13 protein-coding genes are annotated in these 13,754 nt (G+C 31.5%); 2 read left to right on the forward strand and 11 right to left on the reverse strand.

Annotated features, from left to right (window positions below):
• Position 1 precedes the first annotated feature (1 nt).
• From LY08_RS06090 to LY08_RS06130, 9 genes are all read right to left on the reverse strand, one after another.
• Positions 2 to 571 carry a hypothetical protein gene (locus LY08_RS06090; protein WP_111659557.1) on the reverse strand — a complete coding sequence of 190 codons (570 nt, stop codon included), beginning with the start codon at positions 569 to 571 and terminating at the stop codon, positions 2 to 4.
• Complete coding sequence (locus tag LY08_RS06095) at positions 561 to 1,232, reverse strand: hypothetical protein (protein ID WP_111659558.1); 672 nt, start codon at positions 1,230 to 1,232, stop codon at positions 561 to 563. Before LY08_RS06095 ends, LY08_RS06090 begins: the two co-directional genes overlap by 11 nt.
• Positions 1,233 to 1,234: 2 nt before the next feature.
• Positions 1,235 to 1,753: a hypothetical protein gene (locus LY08_RS06100; protein ID WP_111659559.1), complete on the reverse strand. Its 519-nt coding sequence runs from the start codon at positions 1,751 to 1,753 to the stop codon at positions 1,235 to 1,237.
• 14 nt (positions 1,754 to 1,767) lie between these two features.
• Entirely contained in the window at positions 1,768 to 3,561 is a 1,794-nt protein-coding gene (locus tag LY08_RS06105) for an AAA family ATPase (protein ID WP_111659560.1), read from the reverse strand.
• A gap of 10 nt (positions 3,562 to 3,571) precedes the next feature.
• Positions 3,572 to 4,729 (reverse strand): restriction endonuclease subunit S, encoded by a 1,158-nt coding sequence (locus tag LY08_RS06110; RefSeq protein ID WP_111659561.1) that lies wholly within the window; start codon positions 4,727 to 4,729, stop codon positions 3,572 to 3,574.
• Positions 4,713 to 6,287, reverse strand: coding sequence for a type I restriction-modification system subunit M (locus LY08_RS06115; protein WP_111659562.1), 1,575 nt, complete (start codon positions 6,285 to 6,287; stop codon positions 4,713 to 4,715). Before LY08_RS06115 ends, LY08_RS06110 begins: the two co-directional genes overlap by 17 nt.
• Positions 6,288 to 6,290: 3 nt before the next feature.
• Positions 6,291 to 6,524 carry an HTH-like domain-containing protein gene (locus LY08_RS06120; protein WP_111659563.1) on the reverse strand — a complete coding sequence of 78 codons (234 nt, stop codon included), beginning with the start codon at positions 6,522 to 6,524 and terminating at the stop codon, positions 6,291 to 6,293.
• A 627-nt stretch (positions 6,525 to 7,151) separates the two neighbouring features.
• A complete protein-coding gene (locus tag LY08_RS06125; RefSeq protein WP_111659564.1) occupies positions 7,152 to 7,535 on the reverse strand; it encodes an HU family DNA-binding protein in 384 nt (127 codons plus the stop codon).
• A 464-nt stretch (positions 7,536 to 7,999) separates the two neighbouring features.
• Positions 8,000 to 10,024: a hypothetical protein gene (locus LY08_RS06130; protein ID WP_111659565.1), complete on the reverse strand. Its 2,025-nt coding sequence runs from the start codon at positions 10,022 to 10,024 to the stop codon at positions 8,000 to 8,002.
• Positions 10,025 to 10,267: 243 nt separating this feature from the next.
• On the opposite strand from LY08_RS06130, the gene LY08_RS06135 reads away from it, so the two are divergent.
• Positions 10,268 to 11,005 carry an SOS response-associated peptidase gene (locus LY08_RS06135; RefSeq protein WP_111659566.1) on the forward strand — a complete coding sequence of 246 codons (738 nt, stop codon included), beginning with the start codon at positions 10,268 to 10,270 and terminating at the stop codon, positions 11,003 to 11,005.
• A 43-nt stretch (positions 11,006 to 11,048) separates the two neighbouring features.
• Here LY08_RS06135 and LY08_RS06140 read toward each other — a convergent pair whose 3' ends face one another.
• Entirely contained in the window at positions 11,049 to 11,924 is an 876-nt protein-coding gene (locus tag LY08_RS06140; protein ID WP_111659567.1) for a sterol desaturase family protein, read from the reverse strand.
• 152 nt (positions 11,925 to 12,076) lie between these two features.
• Positions 12,077 to 13,081, reverse strand: a complete 1,005-nt coding sequence (gene ahr / locus LY08_RS06145; protein ID WP_111659568.1) for an NADPH-dependent aldehyde reductase Ahr — start codon at positions 13,079 to 13,081, stop codon at positions 12,077 to 12,079.
• 160 nt (positions 13,082 to 13,241) lie between these two features.
• On the opposite strand from ahr, the gene LY08_RS06150 reads away from it, so the two are divergent.
• Entirely contained in the window at positions 13,242 to 13,730 is a 489-nt protein-coding gene (locus LY08_RS06150) for a YybH family protein (protein WP_111659569.1), read from the forward strand.
• Positions 13,731 to 13,754 lie beyond the last annotated feature (24 nt).

Consider the following 13,754-nt stretch of genomic DNA (forward strand, 5'->3'; position numbering starts at 1 on the left):
ATTATATAGTTTTTTCTGGAATATTTAATTCTATATTGAAAGTTTTACAATAATTAGAAAAGTCTCGTAATTGCTTCAAAGCCTCATCTTGAGTAAAAAAACAATCTAAAGCGTAGTTTTTAAATACTAATTTTTTATCTTCAGATGCACCAAGTGTAGTTTTTGTAGATGCGGATAAAAGCGGAAAATTTCTATCTAAATCTCCTGCAACAAATATTAATTCTGTTTTAGACGTTTCTACTGGTTTAAATTGTTCTATATCTAACTCGTTAATTTTATTTTGTGCTTTAGCTTCATAAAATCCAGAGTCGTTTTTTAAAACTACAGAAAACTGTATAGGATTTTCATTATCCTTACCTTCAAATCTAAAGTCGTAGCAATACATATAAATCCAGTCCCAAGCCCAATGATTTAAACCATTTCCAGATTTTGAACTAAATAATGGCTTTCCTTTTTTAAATGGTAAATCATAGGTCTCACCAATAAACTTCATTAAGTCTAATATGCGTCTTTGATAATCGTAAAGTAACCTATAAGCTTTACGTATTTCTAATGGTAAATTATCTTTCATAATTAAAATTAAAGCTTTGTATCGCTTTAGTATTTATAGTAAATATTTCACATTCTTGTAACCACATTTTTTGATGAAACCCATGCATTGCAAATACATTTATTATATCTTCAAACAACAAAATTGTTGGTTTTTGATTTGGAATGCTTTGCTCTAAGTAGCTCTTATAAATAGTATCTATACTTTTTAGTAAACTTGTCCAATTGGTTTTGGATTGCAAAACCTTAATATTATTTATTATAAAATCTTCTTTCTTACAATTAATATCCAAACCACCAAGTTGTATTAAATACACTGTTTTTTGGTCATCTATATACTCATTTAAATAAGCTTTTATCTCGTTTTTTAATTGGTAATTACTTTGTTGATTAACATCATAACGTTTGGCTTCAATAATTAAATCAAAATCTTTAAAACGCATAAATACATCTGGCTCTACATAGTTTTTATTACTTGTATTTTTTGCATTCCATTTTGCCCAATACTGTATGTCTAAAATCTCACCACAATAACTAGGTAAATGGTCTTGGTGTAAGGCTTGTTTTAAAATATGCCAAAACAAATCTGTTGGTAAATATTTAAGTAAATCGAACACTGACGCTGTTAAACTATCTTCACAGACATCTAATTTGCCTTTACCATATTTAAAATAGGATATCATAATTATCTTCTATCAAAATTAACCAACTCCCATTGTGCAATGCTTTGCTGGCTCTCTTTGGCTTTACCTCTTATATCTTGAATAATTTGCATATAGGTATCCGCACATTCTAACTGTGTCCAATTCACTAAAGGTTGCTTGTATAAGCGTTGTTGTATAATTCTGTCTACAGGGCAATGTGGTGGTTGTGGTATGATACCCAAACACCAGTAATATTTTAAAACCAGATTAAGTAATTTTTGGCTGACACCGATATTAATAGCTGCTTTTAATACATGACTAAAGTTTTCTGTAAACCTACTTATGGCTTGTATATTTTCTAGATGAATGCTATCCTCAGTTATTGGCGTTTGGTATTGACTTACAATAGTATTCTCTACATAACCTCTTAGCTTGTTTCTAAAATAGGTGCGTTCTTTTTCTTTTGTCTTAGGTTTGTAAATACCTGTGTGCTGAAACGCACCACCAAAGGTGAGTAACCAAATTTCTTCTATTAAAAAGGCTTGTTGTTGATTATCCATTTAGCAATTCACTTTTAACTAATTATTTTCTCTAAAAAATCTATTAATTCTTGTTCCAACACCTCTTCAAATTGTTCTTTAGTCATTGAATTGAAAATATTAATATTGTCTTTCTTCTTTATTCCTTTTTCCTTAAAAAACTCTTGTAAATCTTCATCCTCTCCAAAAAAATGAATTTCATAAGGTTTTAATCTAAAATAGAAATCTTCTAAAACTCTTGGATGATAATAACTTTCAAGGTTAGATTTATGCAAAGCATAACCAGTACCAAAATTAGAATTGAAATTAACAATTGATTGAGCTTGAATTAGTGGCTTTTTAGGGTTTCTTATCGATAACCCTTTATCACTATCTAATAACAAAAATAGTTCTCGTCCATTTTTTTTAAAATATGAAATATTAATAAAGCTATCTACACTGCTTCCTCCAGTTGGTAGAACCAAAACATTTTCTTCCAAATCTTTATCAAAAAGCTTTTGACATATAAGCTTATAAGCGATTGCATCATCTTTACCTTCAACAAAAAGAATTTTCTCAAAACTATCTCTTAGGTTAAACGATGGTTTTATTCCTAATTCGTCAATAATTTTAAATACAAAATCTTCTTTTGTTGCTTCGGTTGCATATTCGTATACAGTTTGTCCATCTTTTTTACAAAGAATAACAGATTCTGGATTAGTGGCTCCTGCAAAAACTGGTGAATGCGTTGTAATTACTATTTGATTCTCTTCAGATAATTCTTTTAAAGCATTCAACAAATCTTCTTGAGCAGATGGATGTAAAAATGTTTCAGGTTCTTCAATTAAATAAACGATATTGTTTCCTTTATTTTTTTCTGCCAAATATCTAAATCTAGCAACCATAAATAAACGTCTATAACCAGTTCCTTTATGGCTCATAGGTATAGGATTAGCATCTCCATCAAACTGAAAACGAACATCTACATTTTTTATAGCATCTTTCCATGTTATTTGAGGTTTTATTTCAACCTTTTGTAATGATGAAGTATAATCAGACATAAAACTTTTAATTGAATCTGCTTCGTTTTGCATTTCTGCCTCAATCTCATTTTCTATAACTCGAAGGCGTTGTGTTTCATCTTGTGTTTCTCTGTTGAAGTAATCTGAAATCTCTGTAACAGAATTTGTTTTAAATTTTGTATCGGCTTCTAACCCGTAATCTGAAACAAATAGTTCTACTTGAGGAAATAAACTATTAATCTTAAAACTATCTACTATAAATTTACCTTCTATCTGAACACCTTTAGTGATAGCGAATTCTTTTATATGTTTTATTTTTTCAATTTTTGAATTTCGTCCTTTTCCTTCAACGGGAATTACTATTGTATTGTCTGCAATAATTTTGTTTAATTCTTCGTCAGTTTTAAAATATAAATTAGCAAACTCTTCATCATCAAAATCTTTAATTAATATGGATTCTTTAGTATATACTTTACCCGACTTACTAATTTCTCTTTCATAAATGATTGTTCCATCAAAAATAAAATCATTTAAAAATTCCTCTAATCCATCAGCCTTTTTAATCTTAGATTTTATTTTGGCTTCTAAAATTTCTTTTAAATTAGAATGTTCAAATACTACTTGAAATACAATTGAAGAATCAATATCGTTAAAATCTGAGTCTACAACAGAATAATTTTTAGCATCTAAAAAAGTAGCAATTGCATTAAGGACTATAGACTTTCCTGCATCGTTTTTACCCACAACAGATGATAAACTTCTAAGAGGTACTTCTTGTTTATTCTTAACACCTCTGTAATTCGTAATAGCAATATTTTTTAATTTCATATAATACTAATTAAGCCTCTACTGTTTTAGTTTCTACTTTTGACATTTTGGAAAGGATTAAATCTTTTAATTCATTCAACTTAACTATCTCTTTTAGGTTTAAACGAATTCTTTTAAGCATCCATAATGTTTTTAAACTAAATGATAATACTTCCTCCTTCGAAAAGCAAGGTATTGGCATATCCAAAATTTCACTTGGTCTAATTCTTTGATGACTATTACTCGTCCCTGTTGCCCTACTGGTTAAATATTCTATTGATTCATTCGATTTCAAAACAAAATAAATAAAACCAAATAAATCAATAGTTTTCGGAACGAAAACCAGAAATTCAGTTGAGCAAACAGCATTTTCATTTGCAATACCATATATATTCCATACTCTAGGAAAGCGAGGATTTAATTTTGATAATAAAATCGAATTTGATACTACTTTGTATTTATGACTTCTTATTGTTTTGGTTTTTTCGAATGATGGCAGACCTTTTTCATCATAATTAGGAATACTATAATGTTCTAAAATATCAAACTTGCATTTAGCAGGATGTATGGTTTCTTTTGATTGAAAAACGAGATCACTTAATAATATATTTTCATTATCAGTATTTTTCTTATCCACAAACCAATGTTTATACAAGGCTTGTGCAGTGTCTTCTAGTTTTTGGTTTAGGGTTTCGTTTAGTTTAATACGGTTGACGATGGTGTTGTATTCTGCTACTATTTCGCGTTGTTTTTCTATGGATGGGATGGGTAGTTCTAACTCGCATAAAGATTCCCAACTAAAACCACCACGAACACTACTATCTGTAGTAAACCAAACGTTTCTATCAAACTCTGAACGTCTGCACCACATCATTAAATATTCTGGATCTAATTCGTTATGGTCTAATATTTCAAAAACTACATAAGCTGGCGAAACTATTATTGGTTCGTCTTCTAACAACACACTGATTGGTAAAATTTCATCACGACCAACGTGCATTGGGTTGTATGCAAACTGATATTTTTCTACAACTCTATATCGCGATAAATCTGTTCCTTGAATATTAGCAACAGATTCCATAAATTCTTTATTTATACGAATCCCTTTTAATACAGAAACTGAACCATCAGTATTTTTCTTTTTAATCTGTTTTATGTAATTACCAAGTGGCTTATAATTCGATTTCATAGCCTAACTCTTTAAATACATTTAACAATTCGGTTTTAGATTTTGCTTCTTCTTTCAATAAATCTGAAAATTCAGATTGTAAAGTTTTCATCTTCTCATCAAAATTGATGTTCTCGTCTCGGTTAACAAACTCTATATATTTACTTGGTACTAAAGAGTAGTCTTTTTTGCGTATTTCTTCAATGGTTGCAGACTGACAAAACTCACCAATGTTTTCATAGTTATCTTCATATGACGCTTGTTGCCAATTGTGATATGTTGAAGATATTTTATTTATTTCATCAACGGAAAATTGAATGTATTTCTTTTCAAATGGTATTCCTACTTTTCTTAAATCAATAAAAAGAGTTTCATCTTCACGATTACGATATTGTTTTTCAACTCCATTAATAATAACTGTTCTTTCTTTTTTATTATTATTTAATACCCAAAGTGTAACACTAATATCTGTGGTATAAAACATCTTTTGAGGTAATACCAAGATAGCTTCTACTAATTTATTTTCAATGAGTTTTTTACGTATTTCGTATTCGGTTCCTCCACCAGATAATGCACCATTGGCTAGTATAAAACCTGCAACACCATTATCTGAGAGTTTAGACACCATATTTAGTATCCAAGCATAATTGGCGTTACCTGTTTGTGGTACCTCGTAACCTCGCCAACGTGGGTCGTCTAGTAACTCGTCTGTAGCTCTCCAATCCTTTTGGTTAAACGGTGGATTTGCCATAATATAATCTGCCTTTAAATCTGGGTGTTGGTCTTTGGCAAAGGTATCTGCTGGCACATCGCCTAGATTGGCAGAAATACCACGTATGGCAAGGTTCATTTTTGCTAGCTTGTAGGTGGTAGCTGTGTATTCTTGCCCATAAATAGAAACGTCTTTTTTATTACCATTGTGGCTGTCTATAAACTTCAGAGACTGTACAAACATACCACCAGAACCACAAGCAGGATCGTAAATTTTACCTTTGTAAGGTTCTATTAACTCTGCAATAAGGTTTACAATACTTTTTGGGGTGTAGAATTCGCCTTTACCTTTACCTTCTGCTATAGCAAATTTGCTTAAAAAATACTCGTACACACGACCTACAATATCTTGTTGTTGGTCTTTTAAGGTGTCTATATTATTTATGGTGTCTAGTAAAGCTGCTAACTTACTAACGTCCATATTTAGTCGCGAAAAATAATTGTCTGGTAAGGCACCTTTAAGCGATGGATTGTTTTTTTCTACGGTATATAAAGCGGTATCTATTTTTAAAGCAATATCGTCTTGTTTGGCATTGGCGATGATGTAGCTCCAACGCGATTCTTCGGTTAGATAGAATACATTGTCTTGCGCATAAAATTCTACCATATCTAGAAACTTCTCTTTACCATCATCAATTAATTCTTGACGGCGTTTTTGGAATTTATCACTAGCAAATTTTAGGAATATTAAACCTAGTACAACGTGTTTGTATTCTGAGCTTTCTACGGTTCCTCTAAGTTTATTTGCAGAATCCCAAAGGGTTTCTTCTATAGATTTTGTTTTTTTAGTGGTTGCTTTTATAGCCATGTATTAAATATTGTCTTTTACTGTTACGTATTTTGCTAGCTTGATACCTTTATTGATTTCTGCAAAATATCTATCAGATATATTAGCTGCAATTGCTATTTCCTTTTTGTTGCTTTTACTTTTTTTTAGTTCTTCCGCATATTTAATTCCAAATAAATGTATCATTGCTACTGCTTCACCTTTTGGTGCGTTGTGGTACATGTTTTCTAATGCTGCTGCTAATTGGTTGTCTGTCATGATTTACTTTTAAATGTATTGAAAAACACTAAGCTTCTAATAATAAGCGATTTACTTATTTATTAAAAGAATTAGCAAATAGGGAGAGTTTAAATATAAAAACTTTTTTAAAATTTAGCCCAATTGCAATGGGCTATTTTTATTGGTAATTAAAGGCACAATAACAACGTGTTTATTATCAGTTATTTAATGTCACTTTTGGGTTTTATTAAGGGTTATGTTTATATTTGTACCGTAATTTATAATTACACGAATGCGTAAGAACATTCAAGACCTTATTAAACCTAGCCTAAAAAACGAGATTCTAGCTGTATTTTTAGGCTTTTTTTATGCTTTACTTTTGCCTATTGTCCTTTGTTTTTTAATGATTTGTTATTGGGTAAAGGTGTTTTTTTATTAAAAGGTAGTGTATAATCTTAAACAATCCCACCTGAACCACTAAAAAAGTCCTAGCTTTTAATAAGATGCTCAACAAGGTAGGTCGACATAGGCAACATCAAATGCAAAGTACCGCAGCTTCCGTTAACAAGTTGCGCAACGACCTAGCCCATTTTTGGGCATAAAAAAAGGTCCTGAGCGGTAAGAAACACTCAAGACCTTATCAAATCTAACCTGATTTACGAGATTCTAGCTGGCTTTTTTATAGGTTAAATCTGTTAGTAAACTACGTAAGCGTCTACCTGGTCTAAACAAAACACGTGCTTTAGTAATTAAGCCTGCGTTGACTTCTTCTGGTGTGTCACGACCTTCTGAACTGACACTGACTTGAAAATTACCCAAACGCCCTAATTTTACAATTCGACCTTGATCAAGCGACCGTATAATATTACGCTCTAATGAAAGTAATACTGCGTAACAGTCAGACTCGGTTACTGTACACTCGTAAGCAATTTGCTCTGATAGTACATCTAAATCTACTTCGCCATCTGCTATTGCCGATGCGTAGTACTTCTCAGGTAACGTGATGTCCTGAGGATTTCGTTTGGCTTGCGCCTTAAATTTAATTGCCATAGGCTTTCTAAATTTTTATAAAAATTATAAAATAAATGTTTGTCTTAGTGCACCTAAGTGCCTAACTGACAGTACAAAGATTAGAAAATTATATTCAAATTAAAAAAGAACCTATCAACAAAATTACTTGAAAAATCTACAAGATATTGGGTGTTAAAAAGCATATAAAAAACCACTTTATCGATATTATAAAACCGTATACCTATAATTTTTTAGTGTTGCATTATTTAGTAAGAAATTAGCTACAAGTATTTTTTGTAAAGAAACTATACAATTGTTAATAACCTACAATCATGACACCGCTTTTTGTTCAATTTTAATAAAAAAAGTGACTTTTTATTCAATTTAAGATGTTTTTTAGCCCATTTAAGTGTAAAAAAGGGATAAACTTGTAGTTTTTATTACAAGGGTATAACTGTCTTAAAGAAAATTAAGACGTTAATTTAAAGCATCATGAAATAGAGTTACTTTGAATTAGATTTTGACTCATTTTTTCCAAAAATAAAGAAAGAATATCCTAATTGTATTTGAGAATAATTATTTGCAGAATAACCCATCTCATGATTTAAACGCCATCTTAAAAAGATTTGACCTTTATTTCCAACATCAACATAACCTTTAAATTCAAATTCGTTGACCCAATTAGATATTTTTCTTCTGTAGCCATCTACAGGATTGGCTTTACTTTTAAATTCTAGTTTATCACTAATTAAATGCACATACTTTGGTCGCCACATAGCATAAAACCCATAACGTTCTTCTGGTAATAAATGCATTTTAATTTCTGGATAAAAGGTCCAATAACTAACGGAATATTCTGTTGGTTTTAAATTGTCAGACCCAATACTCTTGATACTATCTTGTATTGCTGTACGATTAAACTTGAGACCACCATTAATATGAAATTGATGTTTTAAATCCGGGTTGTCTATTAGTATAAAATTTATATTTTGACCGACATTCCAGGTACGATAATTTAATAAATCTATAGGTGTTGTATAACGCTTAGCATCTAACACAACTGTATTATCTTCCAAAGTAATTTCATTGTCTATTCGTTCTGGGTGTAATCGTCGTTCTTTATCTTCAATTTTAGTAATTCCACCTGAAGCTTCTATATATTGAAATAAACCATAACCACTAAACAGCCAATTTAAATACCTGTAAGCATCTTTTCTTTCAGTATTAATGTTAAAGTGCTTAGAAAGTTCCATTTGTATTAAACCATTTGGTGACTCAGCATCAAACCCTTGAAAATCGCTATACACTTCCATTTCTAGAATTTTTCGAGATTCTTCTTTAGTTAAAGTTAGTTTATCTCCACCATTCACACTGGCTTTTTGGTCCATAGGACTGAAATCTCTAGTTAACTTATTAGGATAAAAATCATAATTTATAAGATCGTCCATAAAAATTTTAATCCGACTTTTTAAATTTGCATTATAAATTTCATTATCTCTGGTTAACCTATCAAAATCTCCAACCTTAAACTGCTTATCCACTTGGTTTAATCTTAATCCTACATTAAGAAGTTTTTTGTAATTTTCTCTACTAGTAAATCCAATACCATATAAGTTAGTAAATATCATTTTAGCATTATTCTTTAAAAAAGAAGGTATTAAATTACAGTTATAACTATTATTATCTGCATCACAATCTAAATGTCCAATAACCTTTATTATTTCTAAAAATCCTTTAGAAAATTCAAATTCTACGTTATCAATTACTAGAAACGTAAGTACGACATCATTTTTTTCTGGGATGTATTGAGGAAAGAGATTTGATAAATACTTATCTTTTAAAGCTTTATACGTTTCATTATTTTGTAGAAGAGATGAAGTATACTCATTAAATTTAATATACTTTTCCTCTTCCTCAAGATTGTCGTCAGCAATTAATTGGTACTTATCTATTCTAATTTCTTGAGCTATTTTTATAATACTATCTTGATAATTCTGTGGTTTAATTTTTATTAAAAAATCTATTTGCTTAACTTTTTCTTGAAATTTTAGACTAGCCTCATTCTTGTATTCTTTAATTAATTCTTTAAAATCATCGCTGTCTAAATAAACAGGTATTCTATCATTAACTTTAAGGATTCCAGTATTTGGTTTATAATCTAAATTGTCTAATACTCTAAGGTTATTTGCAAAACTATAATAGATACTTTCTGCTTCTTGATCTATTCTTTTTAAAGCATCAGCATCATAATCATCATCACTTTCAGTCATTGATTTTTCTAATAGACCTACATAAACTAAATTTCTGAATTGTTTTTTAAAATCAAAAAAACTTCCAACTGTGCTACCAATATTAAATTCTTCTTCTTTTTCTCCTTTAGATAACTTAATTTTATACTTACCGTCTGATTTAGAAATCTCTACTTCTATTCTATCCTGGTTAATAATAAAATAGTCTGTTAATGTTGTCTGAGCATAAGAAAATTGGACGATTAATAAGCATAAAGCAAATTGTAAAATAGTTTTCATAGGGGTTAGTTTTAGTATAAATTATTAGCACAAATCCTTTGTTTAAGGTGTGCTTCAATATTAAATTTTATAATATATTGCTATTAATTATAACCTGTCCAATAAAACGGTAATCTGCAAATAGGAAATAAATACTTTAGGGAGTATTCTATAAATTTAATAAAAATAAATTAAATCCTAAGTCTATTCATATGCAAACCGTTATTTAAAATAACTTTTTGGTATCTTTAAAATAAAAACCACATGTGTTTTCATACTAGTGTTAAAGATCGGGTGATTAAAATAGAAAAACGCTTTGGTGTAACCATTAGCGACACTAATATTGTGACCCTTTTTGACCAACCCAACTACCACCTTAATGGGTTTGCGCATCCTAATATGTTAGTGATTCCGCAAGGAAAACCAGAAGTGCTAGCGCCTGGAGTTTGGGGCATTGTACCAGATGATAATACTCCAGAAACTATAAAACCCTATTACAAAGAGGCTGTACGTTTTGGTGGTGGTTTAAATGCACAAAGCGAAAAATTGTTTAGCCATTTTGTGTATAAAAATGTGGCACTTACCCAACGCTGTATTATACCTGTATCTGGTTTTTTCGAGCCACATACAGTAGGTAAAAAAAAGTTTCCGTTTTACATCCACAGACAGGATGACCAACTTATGGGATTGGCTGGTATCTATACCGTTATTGGCACCTATATTACCTATAGTATTTTAACTAAAAAAGCGTCGCCTTTATTTGCCGAAATACACAATGTTAAGAATAGACAACCTGTTATTTTAGAGCCTTCCCTAGAACAGGATTGGCTGAACCCAGAATTATCGACTACAGAAGTTATGGAGTTGATCGCGGAACCCTTTCCGGATAGTACTTTAGAGACCTATCCTGTAAGTAAAGAGCTGTTTAGTCCTAAGGTTGATAGTAATACAGCAGACAGTATAAAACCTGTGCAGTATCCAGAATTAAATACCTTGTTTTAATACCACTTACATCAAGCGATAATGCTATAGATTGGATTACAGATTAGCGTTGTCCTTTTTTAAATCCGTAGGTGTTTTGATGGATAAAATCTTTAGGAAATTGATCGTCGCCTTTAAACCCAATAAGTACTTGACCACTATCTTCTGGGATGTAATTGGTTTTAAAAATATAATCCCATAGACTTAAACTAATACCATAATTGACTCCGTGAGTGCCTTTTGGTAAGGTGTAGGCATGATGGTATAAATGCATCACCGGATTATTAAAGATGTATTTAAAAACGCCCCAAGTTATTTTGATATTGGCATGGTTTAAATGCCCAATAGTAATAGCAATAAAATGAACAATATAGGCTTGTTCGGGCTCAAAACCTCCAAGTATCATAACACCAAAGGTTTTTAAAGGTTTGTACAAGATATTTTCCATCCAATGGTAACGTAAATGCGCAGCAAATCCCATTTCTTTGACACTGTGGTGCACCTTATGAAACTTCCATAAAAACGGATAGCGATGCAATAACACATGGGTAAACCATTGCACAAAATCTAGAACTACAAAAAACACCAGTAATTGTATCCACATAGGCCAATGGGCAATATCGATAAGCGCTAAGCTTTTTACAGTTATATTTAAATCTGTAAACAACACACCCAATACCTTGTAAACGCCTGCTATAACAATAGCAAAAATGAAAAAGTTAAAATACATATAGAAGGCATCTAGCCAGAAATCTTTACGGAAAATAGCTTGTTGTTTTCGCCAAGGAAACGCAATTTCTAACAGCCATACAACTAATGAAATCAAGGTGAGTCCCCAAAAATAATTGGTGTACCAAGGGACTTCAAACAAGATCGATTTCCAGGTCCAAGACACTGTCCCATTAAAAGCAGTTACAAATGCATCAATATATTTTTCCATTGGTAATGTATACAGTTTTGAAAGGTTAAAGTTAAGACATTTACATAATGTATGATGTAATATATGTTACAGAAGTTGTCGTAAAACAGATGTGTACATAACAAAAAAAGTGCTCATTTACTGAGCACTTATTATAATCTTAAACGTTAGTATTACGCTTTTAATACCACTCTAAATCTAGCGTTACCGTCTTCCAGGTGTTTAATGGCTTGGTTAACGTCTTCTAGTTTAAATTCTTCAACCGTAGGATAGATATCATGACGTACACAAAACTCTAACATTTTTCTGGTGAGTGCGATGCTTCCTAATGGGCTACCTCCAACCGACTTTTCGCCAGATATCATGCTAAATGCTGGGATTTCCATGGGTTCTAACACAGCTCCAACGGTATGTAGTTTTCCTTGTGGTGCTAAGGTGCTTAAAAAAGCGTCCCAATTTAACTTCACGTTAGTGGTATTTAATATAAAATCTAAAGTTCCAGCAATGCTTTCCAGTTCTTCACTATTAGTAGAATCGACTACATTGTGTGCTCCCATTTTTTTAAGCGCATCCGTTTTATCTTTATTGGACGTAAATGCAGTCACCTCGCAACCCCAAGCTTTTAAAAACTTAAGTGCCATATGCCCTAATCCACCAATACCTATCACTCCCACTTTATCTGTAGGTTGTACACCTGATAAGACTATAGGGTTAAACACGGTAATTCCGCCACAAAATAAAGGTCCAGCTTTAGCCATATCAATACCTTCTGGTAATAGTGTAGCCCAAGACCAATGTCCTCTAACTATATCTGCAAAACCTCCATGACGACCTACTATCGTTGCTTCTGCCGATCCACACAAGTGCTGTTTACCATCCATACATTGGTTGCAGTGTAAACAAGAAGCACTGTACCAACCTAGTCCTACTTTGTCTCCTTTTTTTAGTCCTTTAACCTCTTTACCAACATCTAACACTTCGCCAACAATTTCGTGTCCAGGAACTAATGGATATTGAGATAATCCCCAATCGTTATTGACCATACTTAAATCGCTGTGACATAACCCACAATAATGGACTTTAATATCGACTTCTTCGTTACCAATATCTGGTAAATTATAATTAAAAGGTTCTAATTGTTCTCCAGCAGCTTTGGCTGCATATGCGTTTACTTTCATAGTGTTCTTTTTTTGTTATTCTTAATCTAATAAAGGTACTAACTAATTTTTGAAGCAAATCATATATTGAAGGTGATCTATAATAAAATTATGTTAAAATAGAATGTCATTAGTTTTATTAGTATATTTATCTAATAACCAACACAATACATAAACCATTATGAAAACAAACATTAAATTATTTGGGATTTTAGTTTTGGCAGCAGTATTATTTTCTGCTTGTGAAACTAAAGAAAAAGAAGTTGCTGTAGACAAGGATGCTTTAACTGCAGAGCTACAAGCAATGGAAGATGCTTTTGCAGCAGGTCAAAAAGCTAAAGACGCAGACGCAGTTGTTGCCTATTATAGTGACGATGCCATAAGTTATGGTCAAAATGAAAAACCTAGAGTAGGAAAAGCAGCCATTAAAGCTGATATGGAAGAAGGATTTGCAAAGGACACTTTGGGACATTACAACGTCTATAAAGTTGTAGATGTTTTTGCTGATGGAGACTTAGCTGTAGAAGTAGGCTCTTGGACACGTTATGACTCCTCTGGTAGTGAAGTTAATAACGGACATTACATGTCGGTTTTTGAAAAACGCGATGGTAAATACGTTTGCGTTAGAGATATGGGAAGCACTGCAACACCATTAAAAAAAGATGAATAAGCCACTTTAGTTTAGCGCTTAATT

The organism is Olleya aquimaris, from assembly GCF_003259525.1.
GTDB lineage: Bacteria > Bacteroidota > Bacteroidia > Flavobacteriales > Flavobacteriaceae > Olleya > Olleya aquimaris.

Excerpts from the sequence above, each read along its gene's own strand:
- LY08_RS06090 (WP_111659557.1), bottom strand. The coding sequence starts at position 571 with ATGAAAGATAATTTACCATTAGAAATACGTAAAGCTTATAGGTTACTT.
- LY08_RS06095 (WP_111659558.1), bottom strand. The coding sequence starts at position 1,232 with ATGATATCCTATTTTAAATATGGTAAAGGCAAATTAGATGTCTGTGAA.
- LY08_RS06100 (WP_111659559.1), bottom strand. The coding sequence starts at position 1,753 with ATGGATAATCAACAACAAGCCTTTTTAATAGAAGAAATTTGGTTACTC.
- LY08_RS06105 (WP_111659560.1), bottom strand. The coding sequence starts at position 3,561 with ATGAAATTAAAAAATATTGCTATTACGAATTACAGAGGTGTTAAGAAT.
- LY08_RS06110 (WP_111659561.1), bottom strand. The coding sequence starts at position 4,729 with ATGAAATCGAATTATAAGCCACTTGGTAATTACATAAAACAGATTAAA.
- LY08_RS06115 (WP_111659562.1), bottom strand. The coding sequence starts at position 6,287 with ATGGCTATAAAAGCAACCACTAAAAAAACAAAATCTATAGAAGAAACC.
- LY08_RS06120 (WP_111659563.1), bottom strand. The coding sequence starts at position 6,524 with ATGACAGACAACCAATTAGCAGCAGCATTAGAAAACATGTACCACAAC.
- LY08_RS06125 (WP_111659564.1), bottom strand. The coding sequence starts at position 7,535 with ATGGCAATTAAATTTAAGGCGCAAGCCAAACGAAATCCTCAGGACATC.
- LY08_RS06130 (WP_111659565.1), bottom strand. The coding sequence starts at position 10,024 with ATGAAAACTATTTTACAATTTGCTTTATGCTTATTAATCGTCCAATTT.
- LY08_RS06135 (WP_111659566.1), top strand. The coding sequence starts at position 10,268 with ATGTGTTTTCATACTAGTGTTAAAGATCGGGTGATTAAAATAGAAAAA.
- LY08_RS06140 (WP_111659567.1), bottom strand. The coding sequence starts at position 11,924 with ATGGAAAAATATATTGATGCATTTGTAACTGCTTTTAATGGGACAGTG.
- ahr (WP_111659568.1), bottom strand. The coding sequence starts at position 13,081 with ATGAAAGTAAACGCATATGCAGCCAAAGCTGCTGGAGAACAATTAGAA.
- LY08_RS06150 (WP_111659569.1), top strand. The coding sequence starts at position 13,242 with ATGAAAACAAACATTAAATTATTTGGGATTTTAGTTTTGGCAGCAGTA.